The organism is Agrobacterium tumefaciens, assembly GCF_013318015.2.
GTDB classification, from domain to species: Bacteria; Pseudomonadota; Alphaproteobacteria; order Rhizobiales; family Rhizobiaceae; genus Agrobacterium; species Agrobacterium tumefaciens.
The window spans coordinates 221423-244448 of the sequence record NZ_CP115843.1 but is presented as its reverse complement, the minus strand read 5'-3'; the positions used below and the strand labels follow the sequence as shown (position 1 = coordinate 244448).

The window sequence follows — 23026 nt, the reverse complement described above, 5'->3', positions numbered from 1 at the left end:
CGGGAGTTGCAAGGGGTCCCCGCGAGGTCGAAGTGTCATGAGTTGGAGCGGTATCGCGCGGCGGGTTCGGAGTTGCTAAAGCCTGCGGCCAAGACGCCACGCGCCTGCTCGAAGGCATCCCATGCGGCGACGTCGGGCACGGGCGGGATCGTCACCAGCTCCTTCCGGTCAAACCCGATCAGCGCCGCGTCGACGAGGTCTTCCACTTCCATCAGGTTCTGGACACGGTTGATGTCACCTCCTGCCCGCTCGAAGATTTCCGTACGTGTCGCGGCGGGCAGAACAGCCTGGACGTATACGCCCTTGGAAGAGACTTCTGCGGCTAGGCTCTGCGACATGGTCAGCACATAGGACTTGGTGGCGGCATAGATGCCGTGGGAATATTCGGGTAAAAGCGCCAGCACCGAGGCGATATTGACGATCGACCCGCTCCCCCGCTCCACCATCCCCGCGATTACCGCGGAAGCCAGTAGCGTCGGAGCGACGACGTTGAGACGAAGCAGTGTTTCCATCGCCGCAGGATCGGCCAACGTGAATCCGCCGAGCAATCCTGCCCCGGCGTTGTTGACGAGAATGTCGATAGACGGCTCTGCCTTCAGGCGTCCGGCGACCGTGCCGAGTTGCGTCGGGTCTGTAAGGTCGGCCGTGATGTTCTCGACGGTGATGCCATATGCCTGGCGAAGTTCGGCGGCCAGCGTTTCGAGGCGATCGGTCGCCCGGGCGACGAGAACGAGGTCGTGTCCCCGAGCGGCTAGCCGTCGTGCGTAGACGGCGCCGATACCGCTGGACGCTCCGGTAATGAGTGCGATGGTCATAGAGGTTCCTTCCGTCGGTCGCGTGACGGCCGATAATTGGTGGCATGAGGAGACAAGGGGTTTGCGGGCTCAGCCGCGATGCTTGATGTGAAGCATGGGATAATGCTCGTAGTGGCCAGCGCCGTTTTGCACGATCGGGTCAAGCGAGGTCAGCGCCTCGATATTTTCGTCGTCTTCAATCTGATAAAGCGAGACGCCGTAACCGCCAGCGGGGTCCATGACAGGCCCGTGCGCCACGATTTTACCTTCCCCGAGAAGCCTGTCGAGATAAGTGCCGTGCTGGCCCATCCAGGTCTTTTCGTCGGTCGTCATCGTGGCGAGGAAATCCGGGCGCGGGGGTATGTATTTGCAGAGATAGAACTTCATCGTCGTCTTCCTGATGGGGATTGGGCACCGGCTGTTTTCGACGGCCAACAGAAATTTACGCTGGAATGTCGATGGATAAAGGGTTACTATCATTTTAAGAGTAAGTCACTACCAAAATGAGATTCACATGAAAAATCTTTCGGACCAGCCATGCCTCATTGCCCGGAGCCTTGCTCTCGTAGGCGATGCATGGAGCATGCTGATCATGCGCGACGCCCACGCCGGGTCCACGCGGTTCGACGAGTTTCGCAAAAACCTCGGAATTGCGCCGACACCGCTGGCGACACGTTTGGCTACCATGACGGAAGAAGGACTTCTCGAAAAGCGCCGCTACTCGGAACGCCCACCTCGCGACGAGTATGTCCTCACCGATGCAGGGCGGGACTTTCTCCCGGTCCTTTTCGCGCTCGCGGCCTGGGGCGGAAAGCATCGCGGCGGTGGCGAGTTCACCCGCTTCTTCGATGAAGACTTGGGCACGGAAATCGAGCCGGTGATGATCGATAGAACCACGGGCGAACCCATCGGGACGCGTCCCATCAAGATCGTGATGCCTGGCTGACGTCGATGTATGGCGATCTTTTCACTTGGTGCTTCCGCATGTCACCGCTTGCTTGAGCGCACGGCGGCCCTCACAAGTACGTCGGTCGAGAGCAGTATCGTGGACACGAGGACTGCGACCGACAGAAGCCCTGCCATTCTCTCCGAATAGCGCACCGTCTCGGTGTCGACCGACTTCGCTGTTGAGTAATAAAGATGGTCGTCCGGTAAACTGTCGTGCGACAGGATGTGAACCCGTGCACCCGCCGGAAGCGGAAATTATTTCCGCGTAATGGCCATTTCCGGTTCCGACGCCTTGATGAGATTCGCACTTACGACCAATATGTTATAAATTCGGCGAAGTGGTTGGTTAGAAAGAATTTCCCGCCCAATCTTCATGGCCGTGCCGTATGCGGATGACGAATACGCTCCCGTCTTCAATGATGCGGTACACGACAAGGTGAGCCTTGAAAGGATGGATCCTGACAGGAGGAGAAATCTCGTGGCGTTCGCGTGCCATTCTTGGGTTGGTGGCGATGAGCTCGAGCAAGGCAAAAAGCTCATCGTGATATTGTCTGGCGACTAGTGCTCCGAAGATGCGGATGCATTCTTCTGCAATGGAAATAATATCCTCTTCCGCTTGGACAGATAGGCTAAATGGCATTAAGCGCGTCCGCGGCTGATGTCAGCTCGAGAAGTGGCTAAAGCAAACAACTCTTCCGTTGAACGGCTCCCAACTCCGCTTCTGATCCCGTCGTCGACAAATCGCTGCATCTCGGCAATCTTATCCGTACGCGCTTGGTCTCTGCGGATCAGGTCCCGGACATAATCGCTCGCATTCGAGTATCGACCAGTCTTGGCCTGTGCTTCAACCCAATCTTTCATGGGGTCTGGCAGGGATACATTCATCGTCGCCATTCGAGTCTCCTTAATGTCTCAACATACTCGCTGATGGCAAAGTTTGTCAAACTAATGATGAGGTCGCAATTACAGCTCTTGATGGGAACCGAACGCTGCACCCTTAATTCGGCTAAGCTGCTATTTGGCGTATCATTAATCCTCCTCTGGACGCTTCTCAGGCAGCAGTGAGGGGTCCGCCAGTACACGAAATAGTCATACGTCCTCGGGATAGAGACGAGGGAAAAGGGTATCGAGCGCTTGGACTGGAAAGCGCAGCGACACAGGCCCCTTTTCGGTAACCGACGCAAGCAGGCCCTCATCCGTCAGCGCCTTTAGAACGCGCCGCGCCGATCGATCTGGCAGGCCAGTGATACGCGAAGCCTCTCCCCGCTCAAATTCTCCGCGCACAAGGGCTTCCTGAAGTAAGGGCGCGCACTCGTCAGGCAAAGTTTCCTGACGATAGACATAACGCTTGAGGCGTCCCCCTAGTGTTTTGAGGTCAAACAGGCTGTCCATGTATTCGAGCTGATCGAGACACACGCGCAGAAACCAACTGGTGAACAGTTCCAGTCCCTTGAGCGACAGGTTGCCCCGTCCATCGCGGTCGCCCTGACGTGGCTCGTCTGCCCAAGCCATATGCTGCTTATATTCGGCGCGTCCTTCAGGCCCCCCCGCCAGGCCTCGAGCCAAGCCGCGGGAAACTGACCAGAGACCATGAGCTCCCACTCCGGCCGCTTGTGCCATCGCATGACTCATCAAACGGCTAACTCGGCCGTTGCCGTCTGGAAACGGATGGATGTAGTTGAAACGGTGATGCGCGGTCGCCATCGCAAAAAGGCGGGCGCTACGGCTGCTCCCAACTGCCATCATCGCTTCTCCTGGAGCCGGCTGGAAGGCGAACCGCTGATGGAAGTAGGCCATGAAATCGGGCACGCGATCGCTCGCGGGAGGCAAATGTCTGCCGACCTCGACGTCCTGCTCCTCCCCTCGCCGCCATTCGCCGGGCGTCATAACAAAGCTGTGGTGGTTACCGACAATCGTCAGCATCTTTACTGTTGCGCCATCATAAAAGGCGCGGTGAAGATAGCGGATGAATTCTATCGATGCAGGATCAGGCAACATCCCTGCCGCCTCTCGCTCGTCGATCTCCTGCTGAACACGATAGTGGGCGACGGCTTCGATCTTGAGGTCGCGCCGATCGTCCTCGGGCTTAATTCCCTGCAGGGCCTGCTCGATCTCACGTGGCCGGGTGTTGTGGCCTTCGATCAGATTACTATAGTAGGTGTTCATGATCCTGACGGTGCGGGCCAGTTGGGCTGCGGTTTCAGGATGGAGAGCCCGGCCAAGTCGTTCGGCCCTAGCGACAATCTCAAGCGAAAGGTCCAGCAGTTCGCCACTGGGATGCTTGATACGCGCCGGTTCGATGCGGGTAGATGCTTCTTCGACAGTCATTTTGGCCGATATCCAGTTTCCTTATATCATTTATATATATGGGATTTTTGTCGATTTACCATCACATTTGGCCGATCTTTTGGCCGATGTTGTCGTGAGTACTATAGCCCCGTCATCAAGACATGACCCACCCAATCACCAAAAAGAACTCGGGCAATGACACTCGGTTAGTCTTCCCTGGCAAATCTTTGCGAACTTCTGGCCTTTCCACTGCGATGTTCATATTAGTCTACCCGCCTTGAAGGGACTCGAACCTTCGACCAACGCCTCGGATTTCCTAAGCACTTGATAACGCGCTCGCTTTAGAGCGGTGAAAGCGGCCAGTGGCGTAAGGCGTTATTATGGAACTATTCGAGATTGTGTCTTGTTGTACAGTGTTCTGTGCGGCGCCCGCCGGGACGCCGCAGTTTGACATAACCTTTGTGTCGAATTCTCCCGGTCTGCTAACAGTCAGACTGAGCACCGGTCATAGCCCGCGACAAGCGACACATCTGTGACACCTGTGTGCCGACGCATTGTCGCAGGGCCCATGCCATTGTTCAGGAATGTTTTTTTGGAGTTTTGATCTCCAGCAGATCTGCGCAGAGACTTGATGGCTTAAAAGTTGCGACACATTCCCCCCTCCTGCGCCTGTTGACAAGCAGTGAAGGATACCCTGACGGATATTCGCTCAATTTTTAGGCAATTTCTCCCATTTCCCATTTCCGTTGTTGCTTGTGAGACAGACGGATCGCTAACCCGCGACACGCTTGAAGCGGTAGTCAAAGCCCGCCAATTCGGAGAGTTTTAATTTGGACGAGCAGCCAGGGGAGAACCGGAGCGCTGCACGCCCATTGGGAACTGCACAAGAATTTGAAAGGGTTGCTGCACCTTTACGGAAGGAGATTTCGCACCTTGGCTCTCCTTGTGAGCCAGCGGTCATCAGCGCGCCATACCCGGACACGATTGGCGATTTCCGATGCAACAGAAGATTAAACCTTGGGCGCCATGCCGCGGGTGATACAATGGAGGAGACACTCAAATGGTCAAACTTGGAACATTCGCGATGCCGCTGCATCCGCCACACCGCACGGTCGGCGAAGTCATCAAGGAAAATCAGGACAAGATCATTCTTGCTGACCAGCTTGGCTTCGATATCGCCTATATGGGCGAACACTATTCGTGCACGACCGAACAGATCGCATCTCCGCTGATCTTCTTCGCCAGCCTGATTAACCAAACCAAAAACATCAAGTTTGCCACCGGCGTCATGGGCCTACCGCAGCATCATCCTGTCATCGTCGCCAACGAAGTCGCGATGCTTGACCACATGTCGCAGGGCCGTTTCGTCTTCGGCATTGGACCGGGCGGCTTGGCATCCGACCTAGAGGTGTTTGAGCATGAAGACCATGCCGTGCGCAACGAAATGGTCGCTGAACACCTGCGGATCGTGCTGGAAATCTGGAGGACCGACCCTCCTTATGACATCAAGGGCAAGTACTGGAACGTCCAGATCAAGAACTCTATCTATCCAGAACTGGGCATCGGCTCCATGAGCAAGCCCTACCAGTTGCCGCACCCGCCGATCCACATCTCCTCGATGTCGCCGGACAGCCCGACGGTCGCGCTGGCTGCCCGAAAGGGTTGGGTTCCGATCACTGCGAATTTCACCCCGCATGAAACTGTCTACGGCCATTGGAAGCAGTATGTCGCCGGCTGCAACGCCGTCGGCCGCGAGCCAACAGGTGAAGACTGGACAGTTGCACGCAACATCATCATCGGTGAAAGTGACGCGCAAGCTGAAGACTGGATGATGGATCCGAAGGGCTCCAGCCAGTATTACTACGACTACATGTGGAAGGTTCTTCTGGCTGCAGATTACACCACCGTTGCCAAACCGAACCAGGACATGAAGGACGAAGATATCACGGTAGAGGAAATCATTCGCTCGTCGGTGATCTGGGGTTCCAAGGAAACCGTGACCGAGAAGATCAATGATCTGCGCGCCCAGTCCGGTCCGTTTGGCACGCTACTGATGGCGATGACCGATGGTTCGGGCGCCAACCTGGAGCGGGAACAGATCTCCATGCGCCGCCTCGCCGAAATCCGCCACCTGATCAAGTAAGCAAAACGCGCCGGCAGCTTTCGGGCTGCCGGCGCGTTTCCTGCGAGCCCTTCATTAGGGAAAGGACAACGCATGTCCCCTGATACGCTTCCCGTCGTGGAAACAGTGGATATCCTGACGCTCGCACAGGCCAGACGCGTCGCCGCGATGCTAGATATCAATCCGCAGAGCCTGAACGCCGGCGATCCGCTTCCGCACGGCTGGCATTTTGCCATGCTGGCCGGAGAAACCCCCCGCCATGCACTGCGCAAAGACGGGTTCCCGGGGCTCGGCATTCCGATGCCGCAGATGGACCGCGCGCGCCTGCTGCTTGGCCAGCGCACCACCGCCTTCTACGGCCCAATCCTGCTTGGCGCGGCGCTTCGGCGCACGAGCCGGATTGAGAGCATCACCGACAAGACCGGACGCGACGGTCCGCTTTCAATCGTTAAAATCGAGCACAATTTCTCCGACCGAGACGCCGTCTCAAACGCGATTGGCGAGACGCAGACCTACTATCTGGCTGCCCTTCCCACCCGCAAATCCGAGCCGCCGAAACCGGCCCCGGCTGGGGCGCCGGCGATCGGTCTCGGCAAGGTCGTCACTCCGGATGACGTCATGCTGTTTCAATATTCTGCCCTCGGCTTCAACACCCACAGGATCCATTTCGATAGGGACTATGCAACGCGCGTCGAAGGCCATCCGGACCTGGTGGTAAATGGCGGTCTGGCGACCCTGCTCGCCACCGAACATGTGCGGACCGGGCACGGGAAGGTGCTGAAGACACTGTCGGCCCGCCATCTCGCCCCGCTCTACGTCAATCGGCCGATGACGATCGCCTTACCGACCCTCACCGAGACCGGAGCGACCATGTCGCTTTTTGATAGCGACGGAACCCTTGCAGCAGAATTGGTGATGACATTCCATGCGCTATGAACCCCTGAACGGCACACGTATCCTTGATCTGACATCGGTCGTGGTCGGGCCGGCAGCCACCTGGCGTCTCGGCCAGTACGGTGCCGAGATCATCAAAGTCGAAAGCCCTGAAGGCGATCTGATGCGCGGGCTCGGCGGCCTGTCGCCAACCGGCGAGCATGCCGGCGCCTATCTCCATCTTAATCGGGGCAAGCGAAACATCTGCCTCAACCTGAAATCGCCCGGCGCCGCCAAGGTCATGCAGCGGCTGATAGGCTGGGCCGATGTCATCGTCGCCAATATGCGGCCCTCCGCACTGAAGCGGCTGGGGCTCGATCCGGAGACCCTGCGCGCCGAGCATCCGCAGAAGATCTATTGCCTGCTGACCGGCTATGGTTCCAATGGCCCCTATGCCGGTTTCCCGACCTATGACAGCGTGGTTCAGGGCGCCGTCGGGCTGCCGGGCCTGGCGCTCGCTCGCGATGGCGTGCCGGGCTATGTGCCGCTGCTGATCTGTGATCACGTGGTGGGCGAAATCGCCGCCGGAGCTATCATGGCCGCCGTCTTGAACCGCCTGCGCACCGGCGAGGGCGTTACCCTCGAGGTGCCGATGTTCGAGACCATGTCGACCATGGTACTGCAGGAGCACCTAGCGGCGCAGAGCTTCGATCCGCCGGCCGGTCCATATGGCGACCAGCGGCTGCTAAGCCCGCATAACCAGCCGGTCAAGACGCAGGATGGCTACCTCTCCATCACAATCAACACCGATCGGCAGGTCCGCGCCTTCCTCACCGCGACCGGCCGGGAGAGCATCGCCGACGATCCGCGATTTTCGAGCGTCGCCGCCCGCGCCGTCAATGTTGCGGAATGGTTCGAGATTCGTGGCGCGCCGCTCACGGATAAGACTTCGGAGGCTTGGCTGACGATCTTCCGCGCCGCCGACATCGCTGTCATGCCAATCCATTCAATCGAGAGCTTGAGCAAAGATCCGCATCTGACCGCGGTGTCGCTGATCACGCAGGAGGAACACCCGACGGAAGGACGGGTTGCCGTCATTCGCGGCTCGATCCGCATCAATGACGCCCCCCTGCCCCCTCGAGAACCTGCGGCACCGCGTGGCTGGCATACCGCAGACGTACTCAGCGACCTCGGTTTCACTCCGGACGAGGCGGGTGCACTGGTGCACGAAGGGGCAGCGATCAGTCGTTGAACCGATCCACCGAACGACAGACGGTCTTACAAGGGCGGAGGAACGCGGAGAGCCGATGCTTTCCATACTTCTACGTCGTTCAGGTCGCGCCACCATAGCCGAAGACAACTAAGTGTCACGTCTGAGACAAGCGCTTCGGGCCCACGTGCCGCCGATGGGGCAGTGGGCAAAAGGGGTCTGTTCACGCAGCATCAGGGGCGGGAGAGCTGAAAGCTCCAGGGGAGAGAGGCAACAACCGCCGGAGGCAAGCCGAGCATCGGCGGAGCGGAGGGCAGTTGTGTCAAGCATCGATCGGACAAGGCAGCAATGACTTCCGCGCTTCTTGCCAAGGCGGTGACGCCGCAAGAGGCATCGCACGATTATCATTTTGGGGGAGGAAACGACATGATACTCAAGAAACTTGCGGGCCTGGGCCTCACGGCGATACTGCTCGCTACGATCAGCACCGCCGCTATTGCTCAGGAAGACACGTCCAAGAAGCTCTATCTCGGGGTCGGCAACACCAGCGCAGAATACTGGACCCAGATGATATGGGGAGCGACCCAGGTCATGAAGTCGGTGGGCGGCGATGTCAAAGTGATCAGCAACGACTTCGATCCGCAGAAGTCACTGCAGAACATTGGCGCTATCGTCGCACCAGGCTGCGAAGGCTGCATCTTCACCTGGTTCCCGGATTCCCCCGCCTTCACCAAGACCTTCGTCGAGCGTATCGGCGACGCAGGCGGCTTCATCACAACGCTGTGGAACCGTGCGGAAGAAATTCACCCTTGGGATACAGCAGCCGAAGCCTGGGTTGCCAACATCTCTTTCGATGGTGTCGACGCTGGCTACCAGAACGGGATGGCCATGTGCAAAGCGATCGACGGTGAAGGCGCCATCGTCGTGCTCAAGGGCGTTCCAGACAACGCGCCGGCCAAGCAGCGCTCGATGGGTCTTGCCAAGGCCATCGCCGAATGCCCGGGCATGACGGTGCTCGACGAACAGGTTGCCAACTGGCAGCAGGCTGCCGCTCAGGACATCATGCGCACCTGGCTGACCAAGTATGGCGACAAGATCAAGGGCGTCTTCGGCCAGAATGATGCCATGGCGCTCGGCGCAGTGGCGGCGCTTCGCGAAGCTGGCCTTGTCGGCAAGATCCCGGTGACCGGCACCGATGGCTCGAGCGATGTCGTTAAACTGATCGAATCCGGCGAAATCCTCTCCACGATGAGCGGCCTGAACGAATATCAGGGCGCTGTCGCTGCGGCTCTCGCCTACGGCGCCCGCGTCGGTGACATCAAGCTCGCCGATCTCTCGGAAGCCCAGCGGGACTTCTTCGTGCAGGAAATCCTGATCACCAAGGAGAATGCGAGCGATTTCCTGGCCCGCAAGCCGGACCCGGCCGACTATACCTATGAAAAGATCAAAGCTGATTTCTGGGCCAAATCTGCCGGCCAGATCCCGGCAGGCGTCAACTAAGCGACGTCGTTGTGTGACGGGCACCGTCAGACGCACTCGGTGAAAGGCTCTCCTCTACACCAGGAGAGCCTTTCGAACTCCCCACACCGCATTCGATAAGGCGTAAGTCGCAGATGTCGAACTTGATGAAATCACAAGGCCCCTTGCTGGCACTGATCGGGCTGGTGATCCTTTTCTCCATCGTTACGGACAGCTTTGCATCCTGGCTCAATCTGGCTGCCGTTTTGGAAGCCGCCGCCATTCCGGCGATCGTCGCCATTGGCCTGACCTTCGTGCTGATGCAGGCGTCGATCGATCTCTCGGTCGAGGGAATAGCCGCGCTTGCCAATATCGTTCTGTCCATCACCGTCGCCAACTCGGTGACGAGCACGGATATCGGTCTTTTCGCCATTCCGCTCGTGCTGACCGTCGGTTTCCTAATCGGCGCCACCAGCGGTGCAATCTCCATTTACCTGCGCATGCCCTCGCTCATCGTAACGTTGGGCATGTGGCTGACAACGGTTGGCCTCGCTGCCCTCTTTTTCCCGGATCGCCTGCCGCAGATCCTCGATGCGCGCATCACCACGATAGCAATCAGCAAACTCGGCGGCTTAAGCTGGATCGTCTATCTGACATTTGCACTGATCATTCTCACCACGCTTGTGGAACGCCATACCCGCTTCGGCCGGATGAGTCGGGCCATCGGCGAGAACGAACCGGTGCTGATCATGTCCGGCATCAAGGTCAACCGTCACAAGATTGCAGCTTTTGCATTGGCCGGGAGTTGCTATGCGCTGGCCGGCATCCTGCTAGGGGCCCGCATGGGCGTCGGCAATCCGCAATCGGGCATCGGCCTGTTGTTTCCCTCGATTGCAGCCTGCGTTCTCGGCGGAACACTGCTGTCAGGCGGGCATGGCGGTATCCCGCAGTCGATGATCGGGGTGTTGATCCTCGTCACTCTCCGCAATGGGCTGATTCAGGTCGGTGTCGATCCCCTTCTCCAAAGCGCGCTGGAAGGCGCCGTTATCATTGTGGCCGTGGCAGTGTCGACCTGGCACCTGCGACGCAAGATCAGGGTCATCAAATGACAGCTGCATTTTCTTTGGAACACATCAGCAAACGCTTTGGCGAAGTCACAGCGCTCGACGATGTCAGCCTCTGTCTTAACGAAGGTGAGGTTCTCGGCCTTATCGGGCAGAACGGCTCTGGCAAGTCAACCATCATGAAGGTGATGGCCGGCCTCCACCGCCCCGACACCGGCATAGTCCAGGTTGCTGGACGCACCGTCCAGCTACGTTCTCCGCTCGATGCGGCAAGCGTCGGCATTGGCCTCGTCCATCAGGAACAGTCGTTGATAACCTCTCTGACGGTCGCCGAAAATCTGTTTCTCGACAAGCCGGCGGGCTCGACCCGTCTCGGCGTCTATCGCTGGAACAACTTGCGCGACCGTGCGAAATATCAGCTCGATAAGGTCGAGCTGGATCTCGATCCCTTTACACCGGTTTCCGAACTCAGCTTCGGCCAGCGCCAGATGGTGGAGCTTGCCAAGGTCCTGTCGCTCGAAGAACTGGTGCGCGGCCATCTCGTCATCCTGTTCGACGAGCCGACCGCCGTCCTGAATCCGCCGGAAATCCAGGCGCTGTTCCGCCAGATTCGCCGCATCAAGCACCGCTCCTCGGTGGTATTCGTTTCGCACCGTATGGATGAAATCCTCGATATTTCGGACCGCGTCTATGTCATGAGCGACGGCCGTAATGTAGCCGACCGCGAAAAGGCCGGTGTCGATGTCGATGAGCTCTACGAACTGATGGTTGGCAAGCAACGGGTAAACCGCACCGATCGTAAGGCAAGGCGGTCGCATATCGGGGCCGAGCCTGCTCTCACGTTGACGAATGTCTCGGTGCCGGGTGCGATCGCGGATGTCAGCCTTAAGCTCGCACCCGGCGAAATCCTCGGTCTGATCGGGGTGCAAGGTTCCGGCGCGGAGACAGTCCTGCGCACCATCTTCGGCATGGCCGACAAATTCACCGGTGAGATCCGCTATTTCGGGGCGCCGCTGAAGATCGACAGCCCGGCCGAGGCAGTCGACAAGGGCATCGGCTATCTGCCAGCCGAGCGCAAGACTGAAGGAATGATCCGCAACACCTCGGTCTCCGAGAATGTGGCAATCACCTATGGCTGGCAACATGGCCATGGCGCAGGCCTGATTTCCCGCGCCAAAGAGCGGGGCTTGATCGAAGGCTGGGTGTCGAAGCTCGCCATCAAGACCCCCTCGATCGGTCACCGGATCGATAATCTGTCGGGCGGCAACCAGCAGAAAGTCGTTCTGTCCAAGTGGTTATTTGGCAAGACGCTGAAGGTTCTCATGCTCGATCATCCAACCCGCGGTCTCGATCCCGGCGCACGCTCAGACCTGTTCTCCGTGATCCAAGAGCTGGCCGAGGAAGGACTGGCGATCCTACTGGTGGGCGATACGCTCGACGAGGTGCTGACGCTGTCGGATGCCATTATCGTGATGAAAGACGGGCGTGTGAGTGCCCGGATTGATGGCGTGCAGGCTGCGCCACCGTCTGAAGAAGAGCTTGTAAAGGCGATGGTGTAAGGGGAGGAAGACATGAAAGATACAGGGTTCAAACTCTTGCGTCGGCATGGATCGCTGGTGGTGCTCGTTCTGATAATGATTGCGGTATCAACGGCGGCGCCGGGCATCCTGCGCTGGCGGGCGATCAACTCCCTACTGATGGACAATGCACCACTGCTGATCCTCATCATCGGCACCACTCTCCCGATCCTGCTCGGCTGCCTCGACCTGTCGATTGCCGGCATGGCCTCGCTGGCGGCGGTCACCGCAGCCCTGTTGTCGCCAAGCCTCGGCTCGGCCAGCGCCTTCGTGGTGGTCGCCGGCGGCGCAGTGATCGGTGGCCTGCAGGGCTATCTCATCGGCCGGCTTCAGGTTCCCTCCTTCGTCATCTCGCTCGGCGCGCTCGGCATCTTCAAGGGAATCGCCATGTTCATGACGGGTGCCAACATGGTGGGCATCTCCCCCGGCATGGCGATCTATGATCTGCTCGGGGGGCGCAGCTTCGGCATCTCCAACTCATTCATCCTGACGGTCATGGTCGCCGGAATCCTCACCTCGGTGCTACAATTCACCAATCTTGGCCGCAACATCTATGCCTTCGGCGCCAATGAGATGGCCGTCTATATTTCCGGAGTCCGGCGCGATGTCGTGCGCAGTCTGGCCTTCGCCGCATCGGCGGCCTGTGCGGCACTGGCCGGCGTGATTATGATTTCGCAAACGATGTTTGCCAGCGCCACCGTCGCCAACAGTCTGCTGCTGCCGGCGCTTGTCGGCGTTGTTGTCGGTGGAACGGCCATTTCCGGCGGTGTCGGAGGAGTGCTCTCCAGCCTCGTTGGTGGGCTGATCGCCATCCTCATCCGCGTCGGCGTGACCATTTCCGGCCTGCCGCCGGAAAGCCAGGACGTGGCCTTCGGCATCGTCATTCTCATCGCCGTGGCACTAACCATCGATCGCACCAAGATCGGCATCGTCAAGTAATTCAGAAGAAAGAAACCCATCATGATTTCAGAAGCTACATTGATCATCGGCGGGGAAACTCGCACCAAGGGCAGCGAAGGCGTCCTGGAACTCACCGATCCTGCCACCGACGAAGTGCTGGCCGTCCTGCCGAAGGCCGGCCTTGCGGAAGTGACGCAGGCGACGCAGGCCGCGCTGGATGGCTTTGCCGAATGGTCTGCCGTCTCGCCCTATGAGCGTTCGAAGATCCTGCGCCGCGCAGCAGACCTGATGCGAGGGCGGACCGACGAAGCCGCCCGTTGCCTGACGCTGGAACAGGGCAAGCCGATTGCCCAGTCGCGGCTCGAATGGGCCGGCTCCGCCGACCTGCTCGACTGGTTTGCAGAAGAGGGCCGCCGGTCTTACGGGCGCATCGTCACCGGCCGCGTGGCGGAAGCGGATCTGCGTGTCATGCGCAAGCCCGCCGGCCCCGTCGCCGCTCTCGCGCCTTGGAATTTCCCCGCCTGGGGCATGATGCAGAAGATCGCTCCGGCGCTTGCTGCCGGCTGCTCGGTCGTTGCCAAGCCCTCGGAAGTCACCCCCGTCACCACCTGGCACATCGCCATGTGCCTGCTGGAAGCCGGCCTGCCGCCGCGGGCCATCAGCGTGCTGTGGGGCAGTTCCTCTCTGATTTCCGAAGCGCTGATCAAGTCGCCGGAAATCCGCAAGGTTAGCCTCACCGGCTCAACCCGCGTCGGGCGCATCGTTGCAGCGCTCGCCGGCGAACACCTGAAGAAAGTCACAATGGAACTTGGCGGTCATGCGCCAGTGATCGTCGCCGACGATGCCGACATGTCAAAGCTGATACCGCTGGCCGCCCAGTGGAAGTTCCGCAATGCCGGTCAGGTTTGCGTTTCGCCGACGCGGTTCCTTGTTGAGAATGCCATCTATGACGAATTCGTCGAAGGTCTCGGAGCTGCCGCCGCTAAGGTCACCGTAGGCCATGGGCTCGAGGACGGGACACTAATGGGGCCGCTCTGCACCCGCGGCCAGCGTAACGTGATTTCCTCCATGGTGGCCGATGCGCGGGCCAAGGGTGCGAGGATCGTGACCGGCGGCGATGCGATAGGCAACACCGGTAACTTCCACAGCCCGACGGTGGTGGCAGAGGCGAATTCCAGCCTTCTGGCGATGAATGACGAACCCTTCGGTCCGCTGGCACTGGTCGCACGAATGGGCTCGATCGATGAAGCGCTTGCCGAAGCAAACCGCATGCCGGTCGGTCTCGCCTCCTTTGCCTTCACCTCGAATGTACATACGGCAGCAAAGATCTCCCGCACAGTGCGCGCCGGGATGCTTGGCATCAACCATTTCTCGCTCGGCCTGCCGGAAACCCCATTCGGCGGCATACTCGATAGCGGCTTCGGCTCGGAAGGCGGGGTCGAGGGTTTGGAGGCCTACACCTCGCCGTTGTTGGTCTCGGCGATGATTTGACCCGCGCTCCAGCGTGACGGCGCAACAGACGCAACAGCCCGCCCGGGACCTCGGTCGGGCTTTTTATCGCCCTGGATTTCCCGAAAACATAAGACGCCCCAAGACCGGACACGCATTGACCCCGGTCTTGGGGCGGATCGGCGAATGTTAATTGACCATGTCAGTAGGCGGGATTGAGCGCCCCAACCAGACCGAGATCCTGCTGCATCGTTGCAATCAGCTCATCGACAGAGGTGAACCGCATTTCTGGGCGTATGAAGGCCAGAAGCCGGACTTCGATCTCGCGGCCATAAATATCCCACTGGAATTCGAGAATATGCGTTTCGATCCGCTGGTCCGCGCCTTGGAAAGTTGGGCGGGTTCCGTAAGAGGTCACCGAGCGCCAAATCTTGCCCTCGCCCACGATGCGGGTTTCCGACGCATAGACGCCAAATTCCATATTCGGGATACCAGCATTGATATTCGCGGTCGGGAAGCCCAGTACTCGGCCGCGCTTGTCGCCATGGGCAACCGTGCCACGCAGCTTCATTGGAAGCGAGTGCGTCATCATCCTCTCTGACCGCGCTGGCGGCCCCCATCGACAACCAGATCAGTGCCGGTCACGAAACGTGCCGCATCCGAGCAGAGATAGAGGATTGCCTGGGCAACATCCTCTTTCTGCCCAAGGCGGCCAAGCGGGAGATCGGTCGCTTGGCCGGTCTCTTCATACAGGCGTTTAACACCTTCGGTGCCCGCCACCGGGCCTGGCGCAATGGTGTTGCACAAGATGCCATCCGGCCCCCATTCCACCGCCAGTGTGCGGATCAGCGACATGACGCCAGCTTTGGCGGCGGCGGCATGCGCGCAGCCGGCCCAGCCTTCGAGCGCCCGCATGGTCGAGATCGCGATAAAGCGTCCGCCAAAGACCGAGGCCTTCAGATGGGGATAGCCAATCTTTGCGCAATGGAATGTGCCGTGCAGGTCGATATCCACCACAGTGCGCCAGGCATTGAAGGACATCTCGGCAAAGGGTACAACAAAATTGCCGGCCGCATTGGCAATCACGATGTCGAGGCCGCCAAAGGTTTCGACGGCGACATCGACTGCGGCCTGCACGGTTTCAGGTTGGCGAACATCGGCTTGCACAGCGATGGCGCGCCCGCCACTGTCCGAAATCTGCCGGGCAGCCTCCTGCAGCCGCTCCAGCTTGCGGCTCGCCAACACGACATTGGCGCCCGCTTGGGCCAGCGTCTGCGCGATGGTGAAACCAACGCCGCTAGCCCCGCCGGTGATGATGGCAGTGCGGTCTTTCAAGCAATCCGGAGAAAATGCACCCAGCGACATCTAAGGCGCCACCGGTCGGCTATTCGCCCACGCGCGGCTCTGTGACCGGACCGACGTCCAGCGATCAGAAGTCATCGGCAATCCTCCATGCTCGTTCTCTTCCCTACGCCATCCTGCAAAGCCCCGGCGCGCCTCGCAATTGTACTTTGTGTGACAGTCGGGGGCCTGCTCGGTGCTGCGGTTGAGTCAATTGAACGTCGCGTAGGCGCGTGGTCCGATAAGTTTAATTGTGGCGACAAACAACGAGTGGAGGAGAACATGTCGCAATTTTCACTGGAAGGCAGGATTGCATTGGTCACTGGCGGCGGGCGGGGGATCGGTCTTGCGATCGCGACAAGCCTTGCGCAGGCGGGTGCCGACGTGGTCGTCGCCGATTATACCAAGGAGCTTGCAGAAGACGGCGCGCATTCCGTCAGCCAGATTGGTCGGCGCAGCGCCGCCATCCTCGTGGATGTTCGAGAGCCGGAAAGCGTGACGGCGATGGTGGATGCTACCGTCAAACAGTTCGGCCGGCTGGATATCGCCATGAACAATGCCGGCGTCGTCAGTCTCGGGGGGATCGGCGAACTGACTGTCGAACAGTGGGATGATTGTATCAACACCAATCTGCGTGGCGTCTTCCTGTGCACGCAGGCGGAAGTGGCGGTGATGCGCAAGCAGCAATATGGCCGCATCATCAACACCGCCTCGATCGCCGGCAAAGTAGGTTTCCCGGCACTGTCGCACTACTCGGCAACGAAGTTCGGTGTCATCGGCTTCACCAATGCAGTTGCCAAGGAAGTTGCGCAAGAAGGCATCACCGTCAACGCGCTGTGCCCCGGCATCGTCGGAACCGGCATGTGGCGCGGAGAAACCGGACTTTCCAGCAAGTGGGCCCAGCCAGGCGAGAGCGAGGAAGCCTCGTGGGAGCGCCACCAGAAGGTGTTCCTGCCCCAGGGTGTGGCCCAGACTCCGGAAGACATGGGCCAGATGGTCGTCTACCTCGCCTGTGCACCGCATGTGACTGGCCAAGCGCTGGCTGTCGACGGTGGCTTCTCTCTGGGCTGAGACGTGGAACGCGGCAAAAGGATCGCAAGACGGAAACGCCGGCAAGCGATTGCCGGCCTTTCCGTTCAGCAAGGGCCGTATCCGGAGCATGGGATTTTGATCAGCAGAAGGCGACTGGTGATGGACAGGCCAAATAGGCCTCCATCACGGTCTCAGGATCGCGGAAAGCAGGGGATGGCAGGCCAATTAGCCTGCGCCTATCAGGCGTCGCTACGCACCTTATCGATCTCGATCTTCCGGTAGAGCGTTGCGCGCGATACGCCCAGATAGCGGGCTGTCAGCGAGACATTGCCGCCATTGTAGCGTAACGCCGCTTCGATCTTCGACGCTTCCGATTGCGAGCGCGCCGTCAAATCCTTGCGGGCGATTTCCTCGACAATATTGTCTGGCAGATGCTCCAGCCCGATCTGCCTGCCATCGGCGAGTGCGACGGCATGGCGCAGCGTGTTGCGCAGTTCGCGCACATTGCCCGGCCAATAGTAGTGCATCAGTACCAGCCTGGAATCGTCATCGAGTTCCAACGTTGGTTTGCCGAGCGCTTCGCGTTCGATTTTGAACAAGTCGATAATCGTCGCTTCTAGGTCCGGCACGCACCGCAGCGGCGGAAGTGCGACCTGTCCACCCTTGAGCCGATGGGCGAGATCAACACGCATGCGGTTCTCGCGCACAAGATGATCCATGTCATGTGGGGAAATAACGATCACGCCGACGCCATTGTTACTCGCCCGTCGGTCATTTTCCAGGAGGGCCAGCAGCGCTGTCTGCCGGACTTCATCCAGTTCATCGATGCGGTCGATGATCAGGCAGCAACGCTCGCCCGAAACCCGCCTTTGCAGGAGATCGTCTAGATTCCCATGTCTCTTGAGCGAGGCGCAATCGATGAAGACAATGTCGCTATCTTCGCCGAAGTAGCAGCGAGCGACAGCCTTGGCAAAGGCGGTCTTACCGGTGCCCGTTTCTCCCGTGATCACCAGCGGCAGGCCTACCATCAGAAGACGCCGTGCGCGGTCAAGCGCCTGCGAAAGAACCGGGTTGATGCGAAGCGGTTCCTCGGGGGCATCGATGGTCCGCAGTGCCGGCGTCAAGGGCCGCGAGACGATCAGGCTAGATTGAGAACGCTGCCGCGTTTCCGGCATCGTCAAAACCGCCTGCAGGGTCCGGCCCCGATAGTTCAGTGTAATGGGCGCATTCGGACGGACCTCTGACAGCGAATGGCTCATCTCGAACAGGTCTTCAGCAGATTGCCCTGTCAGATTGCTAAGATCCTGGCCGAGGATGCGCGCGGTGAACGAAGAGCTGTCGAGCACCCGGCCATTGTCGTCGAGTGCGATCCGGCCTTCGTCGGCAATGTCGGCGGTATCGCCATTATCGAGAATACGCAGCATCAGGTTCTTGCGGTTTAGGCGCCCGAAATAGCCGTTCTCGATCCGCCGTGCCGACCGCTCGACGATACTCTGGACGATCCGGTTGGTCCGGGCGTCACCATCGCGCGCCGTCGTCACGTTGATCACACTTTCGATCGCTCCATTGCGGCCGAGAACAGGGGCCGTGAGACAGGTGAGGCGCTGAATAACCGAGCCGTAATGTTCCGACCCGGCGATCGTAACGGGCTTACCCACCCGAAGGCAGGTGCCGACACCATTGGTGCCCTGCTGGTCCTCGGTCCAGATCGAACCAGGTATCACGCCAGAGCCAGCCAGGTCGCTGAGATACTGATAATCGCAGCGGAACAGAACCATCGCGCCCTGGGACGATGCCAATGACACCAGATATTCACTGTCCACCAACCGACGGAAAAGGCGCTCGACCTCGGGTTCGGCGATCCGCATGAATTCCTGCCGCTCTTCGAGTTGCAGCCGGATCTCAGAGTGACTGAGGACAGATGCCCTCGGAACCGCGTCCGGAAGCAGGTTGTAATCCGCGAGGCAACGCTTCCATGACTGCTCCACAACATCGGGAAGTCGTTCCTCCCGGGCGCCGCGCGACCGAAGAATGTTGGAAATTTCAGTGGTAAGCGGGTCGGCATAGCCGCGCGCCTCAAATACGTCCGTCTCCCACATCGTGCCCCTCCCAAGACAGTTGATGTGTCACCTTACAGGATGCAAGGCCTACGCATATTCTCTCGTCTGAAGCCTTGCGGCCCCGCCATTAATCCAGATCAGCGGCTCGCTGGCGTGTCTGCCACGCTCGTCAACCCTAGTTCCGACGATCCTGCCGATGAAAACCGTCTGGTCTTCGTGCGCATGCGCACCCTGAACATCACAGAAGAAGCAAGCCCTCGCGCTGTCAAGATACGGCAAGCCAAATGGCCCTACCGACCAGCGGCCCGTGGTGAACCGCGAGGCTCTCAGGTCGCTCCGGCTGAAGCGATCGAGAAGATCCATCTCGTCGGCGGCAATCTGGTTCAGGCAGAAGTAATTGCTGTCACAGATCGCTGGATAGGCGGATGCACTATGCTTGACGGTAACGATCATTGCCGGCCTGTAGGTCGAAAACGGCACGCCCGTCGTTACCACGATACCGTGACTGATACCAGCACGATCGCAGGTTGTCAGTATAGCAACGTTCACCGCCGTCCCGCGCAGTGCCGTTCGAAGAGTCTCGGCGAATTCCGGGTCCCCGTCGCAGCAGGGTAAGGATGGTCCATACATCAGCACATTCCAAGCTACGGCCGTTGTTTTCGTTCGGGCACGTCCAGAAGTTACTGGCAAGTGCCCTGCGGGGCAATGTCTATTCTGGGACCGGAAACTGTCTCACTGAGTCTCACATGCAACAGTTTCCAGCCATTCATTTGACGACCGACGCCTCGATCAGCCTGTCGATCCGGGCAGCATCGAGACCGAAGCGTGTCAGCACCTCGCGGCTATGCTGACCGATTGCCGGTGGTGGCAACCGCACTGAGCCCGGCGTCCGGTCGAGTTTGACGGAAACGCCAGCCCCCCGGTAACCGTCAAGTTCGGCCACCATCTCGCGTGTGGCGGTGTGATCGAGCGCCAGTGCCTCATCGACCGACAGAACCGGCGCGCAGGGCACGCCGAGCTGCATCAGCCGCTTGAACAGCGCCATGCCGTCTTCACCAGACAGCGCCGGCAGAAGCGCAGCCCGCAGCGTATCCCGGTTCACAACCCGGTCGCCATTGGTCCTATAGAGAGGATCAGTGCCGAGCGCCGCCATACCAAGCTCGGTGCAGAGCGTGCGGAATTGCCGGTCATTGCCGACGGCGAGAAACAGCGGAACATTTGCCGTCGGGAAGAGGTCGTACGGCACGATATTTGGATGGCCGTTGCCGGTGCGGCTCGCCTTGCCACCATTGAGAACATTGGACGCATGCGGATGCAACATTGCGAGCGCCGTATCATAGAGCGTGACTTCAACCTGCTGGCCGCGTCCGGAGCGGTTGCGCTCCAAGAGGGCGAGCAAGATTCCGATACAGCCATACATGCCCGTACAGGTGTCGACGATCGGAATCCCAATTCGGCAGGCATCGATATCGGGCGGACCGTTGACGGCCATCAGGCCCGACATGGCCTGCAATGCCGCATCATAACCCGGAAGCCCGCCATACTGGCCCGTCTCGCCGAAACCGGACACCCTGCAATGCACCAGCCTCGGGAAGCGGTGGGTTAGCTCCTTCAGGTCGTTGACCCCCCATTTTTTCCAGGTGCTGAGCTTGAAATTTTCGATAAAGACATCGACGGTTTCGAGCATCTCGAACAACAGCCCGATCCCGTCCGGGCCCGACAGATCAAGCGCCAGATCGCGTTTGTTGCGGTTGAGACCGAGAAAATAGGGAGCCGTTCCGTCCACGAAGGGCGGGCCGTAGCCCCGTGTATCGTCGCCGTCGAAGGATTCAACCTTGATGACGTCCGCACCATGATCGCCCAGAAGCTGTCCGGCGAAGGGACCGGCCAGAACGCGAGACGCATCGAGGACGAGGGTACCTGCAAGGCAGCCCGGTAAAAATTGCGCCATTGGTGGTTCCTCAAGAGAATAAAGTGGGCGAGAGCTTGACCTCTCGCCCACGGAGGTCATCAACCTGCGTTGATGACTGGGAGAACGTCTTCGGCCAGGCGACGCATCGTCAGCCGCTCGCGCTCGCGGTTCTTGCCAGATCCGTCCATCGCAGCCTTGAGGAGCACATTCCACGGGCCGGAACGCTCGCGCAGCGACATAATTTTGTCGATCACGGTCTTGCGTGAACCGTAGATGACAGAGGCCTTGACGATGGACTCGACGGTCACGTCCTCATCGGCCATGGTGATGTCGGGCTTCGCGACGGCGGTGTAGTTCGCGACTTTCAGGACCTTCCAGAGATAATCGAAGTAGTAGAAGTCGGAACCTTCCGGATCCAGCAACCAGTCTTCGGCCTGCTCATCGGTCTCGGCGATCAGGATGTTGCGGGCGACCGACCATTCCTTGCCGGTTGCCTTCTTGCCGACTGCCTCGCAGCCTTCCACATACTTGTTCCAGTGGTTGATGACAGTGCTCTCCGGCGCGAAATTCGCGGTGATAGGCTTCCACCCCATCTTGACTGCATGTGCGACCGAATTTCCGTCCGGCGACATGGACGACAGTGAAATCGGAGGATGCGGCTTGGTGTAGGGCTTCTGCATGTAGCCTACGCCGAGTTCCGGAATGATGTTGTCGGTCAGCTTGATGTGCCAGTGCTTGCCCTTGATGTCATACGGTGGCTCCTGGGACCAAATCTGCTTAATCATGCTGATCGATTCGGCGAAGCGCTCGGCGCGTTCAGTGCCGTCGAGCACGTCGAAGAGTTCCATGTCGGAGGCAAGGCCGCCTGGGCCGATACCCATGTTAAAACGGCCCTTCGTCATGTGGTCAAACAGCGCGGCCTGACCGGCTATCTGCGCAGGATGATGGTTCGGAAGGCAAAGGACGCCGGTACCGAAGCGGATGTTTTTGGTCAGCGGAATGAGCGAGGCCATAAACATCATGGGAGCCGTAATCGGCTCGGTGGTGGCCGAATAATGTTCGCCGATCCAGACCTCTGAGAAGCCGAGTTGATCAGCATAGATGATCTTTTCTGTGTTTTCAGCCAATACGTCGACTAGCGCCCTGTGAGCCGGATGCAGTGGCATGTGGAAAAGTCCCAGATCCATGATTACCTCCCTTTGTGATCTCCTCGGTGCGAGGAAATCATTGATGCAAGATTGATGCGGATGTCAGATGGCGTGCGCAGAGACCACGGATGCGCGCTTGCCGTTCAGCCAGAGGATGGGTCCCTGCGATGTACTGTCGTGCAGGATCACGTCATCAACAGTGCCGAAGAAAACCGTGTGCGTGCCGAAGTCATGCGTTTCAGCAACCTTGCAGACATGGCTGCACAGGGCGCCCGTCAGCACGGGACCGCTCGGGCCCGCCGGCACCCAGGCCTCGTCGACGAAGCGTCGATCACGCATGTCGCTTCGCGCGAAAGGCTCAAGGAGGGCCGCGTGAGATTCGTTTATGAGGTTCAGCGTGAAATAACCGGATGCAACGATCACCGGATAGATTGAGGCCGTCCGATTGACGGCCACCATCATCGACGGCGGGTCCATGGAAAGTGAACCAGCGCTGGTCACCGCCATTCCGTGCCAGTTGCCGCCAGCATCACGCGCTGTGACCAGCGACACAGATGACGCCACGAGACGCATGCTGTCCCGAAACAATCCCGTCAGGGGGTTTTTGCCCAGGTTTTCTGCCGTCATCTGGTGGATCCTCCCTTTGTGTGCTTACTATCTAAAACCGTTGATATCCTGCTTTCGATGCCATCATTTTCAATTACTTACCGGATTCATACTGGCCAAGGTGAGTTGGTCTCCGTGCCAGTGCGTGTCTCAGAATTGACAGTTGCCGCGCTGTATCATCAGCCTCAGAGAGAAGTGACGCACAGCACCGCCTGAAGGCCGGCCGACAGCACCGCGAATGTC

General features: G+C 59.4%; 22 protein-coding genes. 10 read left to right on the top strand and 12 right to left on the bottom strand.

Annotation, left to right across the window (positions count from 1 at the left end):
- Positions 1–35: 35 nt before the first annotated feature.
- Both G6L97_RS24375 and G6L97_RS24370 read right to left on the bottom strand, forming a co-directional pair.
- Complete coding sequence (locus G6L97_RS24375; protein WP_174004017.1) at positions 36–815, bottom strand: SDR family NAD(P)-dependent oxidoreductase; 780 nt, start codon at positions 813–815, stop codon at positions 36–38.
- A gap of 69 nt (positions 816–884) precedes the next feature.
- Entirely contained in the window at positions 885–1181 is a 297-nt protein-coding gene (locus G6L97_RS24370; RefSeq protein ID WP_003519127.1) for a YciI family protein, read from the bottom strand.
- A 127-nt stretch (positions 1182–1308) separates the two neighbouring features.
- Here G6L97_RS24370 and G6L97_RS24365 point away from each other — a divergent pair, with 127 nt between their 5' ends.
- Positions 1309–1740: a winged helix-turn-helix transcriptional regulator gene (locus G6L97_RS24365; RefSeq protein ID WP_065706103.1), complete on the top strand. Its 432-nt coding sequence runs from the start codon at positions 1309–1311 to the stop codon at positions 1738–1740.
- Positions 1741–2088: 348 nt separating this feature from the next.
- On the opposite strand, the gene G6L97_RS24360 is transcribed toward G6L97_RS24365, so the two are convergent.
- The 3 genes from G6L97_RS24360 to G6L97_RS24350 all read right to left on the bottom strand — a co-directional run bounded on the left by G6L97_RS24360 (position 2089) and on the right by G6L97_RS24350 (position 4070).
- Positions 2089–2382 (bottom strand): type II toxin-antitoxin system RelE/ParE family toxin, encoded by a 294-nt coding sequence (locus tag G6L97_RS24360; protein ID WP_141194105.1) that lies wholly within the window; start codon positions 2380–2382, stop codon positions 2089–2091.
- The gene (locus tag G6L97_RS24355) at positions 2382–2636 is read right to left on the bottom strand and encodes a type II toxin-antitoxin system ParD family antitoxin (protein WP_013637268.1); all 255 of its coding nucleotides are present in this window, start codon (positions 2634–2636) and stop codon (positions 2382–2384) included. Before G6L97_RS24355 ends, G6L97_RS24360 begins: the two co-directional genes overlap by 1 nt.
- Positions 2637–2831: 195 nt before the next feature.
- The gene (locus G6L97_RS24350; protein WP_174004015.1) at positions 2832–4070 is read right to left on the bottom strand and encodes a Fic family protein; all 1239 of its coding nucleotides are present in this window, start codon (positions 4068–4070) and stop codon (positions 2832–2834) included.
- 1021 nt (positions 4071–5091) lie between these two features.
- Here G6L97_RS24350 and G6L97_RS24345 point away from each other — a divergent pair.
- From G6L97_RS24345 to G6L97_RS24310, 8 genes are all read left to right on the top strand, one after another.
- On the top strand, positions 5092–6174 hold the full coding sequence (locus tag G6L97_RS24345; RefSeq protein WP_065706102.1) for an LLM class flavin-dependent oxidoreductase: 1083 nt from the start codon (positions 5092–5094) through the stop codon (positions 6172–6174).
- A gap of 72 nt (positions 6175–6246) precedes the next feature.
- Complete coding sequence (locus G6L97_RS24340; RefSeq protein WP_065706101.1) at positions 6247–7089, top strand: FAS1-like dehydratase domain-containing protein; 843 nt, start codon at positions 6247–6249, stop codon at positions 7087–7089.
- The gene (locus G6L97_RS24335; protein ID WP_065706100.1) at positions 7079–8278 is read left to right on the top strand and encodes a CaiB/BaiF CoA transferase family protein; all 1200 of its coding nucleotides are present in this window, start codon (positions 7079–7081) and stop codon (positions 8276–8278) included. The genes G6L97_RS24340 and G6L97_RS24335 overlap by 11 nt, the downstream gene beginning before the upstream one ends.
- A gap of 306 nt (positions 8279–8584) precedes the next feature.
- Positions 8585–9736 (top strand): sugar ABC transporter substrate-binding protein, encoded by a 1152-nt coding sequence (locus tag G6L97_RS24330; protein ID WP_236771464.1) that lies wholly within the window; start codon positions 8585–8587, stop codon positions 9734–9736.
- A 125-nt stretch (positions 9737–9861) separates the two neighbouring features.
- Positions 9862–10803 carry an ABC transporter permease gene (locus tag G6L97_RS24325; RefSeq protein ID WP_174004013.1) on the top strand — a complete coding sequence of 314 codons (942 nt, stop codon included), beginning with the start codon at positions 9862–9864 and terminating at the stop codon, positions 10801–10803.
- Positions 10800–12317: a sugar ABC transporter ATP-binding protein gene (locus tag G6L97_RS24320; RefSeq protein WP_065706098.1), complete on the top strand. Its 1518-nt coding sequence runs from the start codon at positions 10800–10802 to the stop codon at positions 12315–12317. The genes G6L97_RS24325 and G6L97_RS24320 overlap by 4 nt, the downstream gene beginning before the upstream one ends.
- Before the next feature lie 12 nt (positions 12318–12329).
- Positions 12330–13274 (top strand): ABC transporter permease, encoded by a 945-nt coding sequence (locus G6L97_RS24315; RefSeq protein ID WP_065706097.1) that lies wholly within the window; start codon positions 12330–12332, stop codon positions 13272–13274.
- A 21-nt stretch (positions 13275–13295) separates the two neighbouring features.
- On the top strand, positions 13296–14726 hold the full coding sequence (locus tag G6L97_RS24310) for an NAD-dependent succinate-semialdehyde dehydrogenase (protein WP_065706096.1): 1431 nt from the start codon (positions 13296–13298) through the stop codon (positions 14724–14726).
- A 160-nt stretch (positions 14727–14886) separates the two neighbouring features.
- Here the strand turns inward: G6L97_RS24310 and G6L97_RS24305 are convergent, their stop codons facing one another.
- Positions 14887–15273 (bottom strand): riboflavin kinase, encoded by a 387-nt coding sequence (locus tag G6L97_RS24305; protein WP_158006621.1) that lies wholly within the window; start codon positions 15271–15273, stop codon positions 14887–14889.
- Positions 15273–16049 (bottom strand): SDR family oxidoreductase, encoded by a 777-nt coding sequence (locus G6L97_RS24300; protein WP_065706094.1) that lies wholly within the window; start codon positions 16047–16049, stop codon positions 15273–15275. The genes G6L97_RS24305 and G6L97_RS24300 overlap by 1 nt, the downstream gene beginning before the upstream one ends.
- 258 nt (positions 16050–16307) lie before the next feature.
- On the opposite strand from G6L97_RS24300, the gene G6L97_RS24295 reads away from it, so the two are divergent.
- On the top strand, positions 16308–17096 hold the full coding sequence (locus G6L97_RS24295) for an SDR family NAD(P)-dependent oxidoreductase (RefSeq protein WP_065706093.1): 789 nt from the start codon (positions 16308–16310) through the stop codon (positions 17094–17096).
- 200 nt (positions 17097–17296) lie between these two features.
- Here G6L97_RS24295 and G6L97_RS24290 read toward each other — a convergent pair whose 3' ends face one another.
- The 5 genes from G6L97_RS24290 to G6L97_RS24270 form a co-directional block, all read right to left on the bottom strand.
- Entirely contained in the window at positions 17297–19156 is a 1860-nt protein-coding gene (locus tag G6L97_RS24290; protein WP_065706092.1) for a sigma-54-dependent Fis family transcriptional regulator, read from the bottom strand.
- Between the two features lie 48 nt (positions 19157–19204).
- Positions 19205–19666, bottom strand: a complete 462-nt coding sequence (locus tag G6L97_RS24285) for a flavin reductase family protein (RefSeq protein WP_158006620.1) — start codon at positions 19664–19666, stop codon at positions 19205–19207.
- Between the two features lie 217 nt (positions 19667–19883).
- Positions 19884–21068 (bottom strand): CaiB/BaiF CoA transferase family protein, encoded by a 1185-nt coding sequence (locus G6L97_RS24280; RefSeq protein ID WP_065706090.1) that lies wholly within the window; start codon positions 21066–21068, stop codon positions 19884–19886.
- 59 nt (positions 21069–21127) lie between these two features.
- Positions 21128–22216 (bottom strand): LLM class flavin-dependent oxidoreductase, encoded by a 1089-nt coding sequence (locus tag G6L97_RS24275; protein WP_065706089.1) that lies wholly within the window; start codon positions 22214–22216, stop codon positions 21128–21130.
- Between the two features lie 63 nt (positions 22217–22279).
- On the bottom strand, positions 22280–22804 hold the full coding sequence (locus G6L97_RS24270) for a flavin reductase family protein (RefSeq protein WP_083211748.1): 525 nt from the start codon (positions 22802–22804) through the stop codon (positions 22280–22282).
- Positions 22805–23026 lie beyond the last annotated feature (222 nt).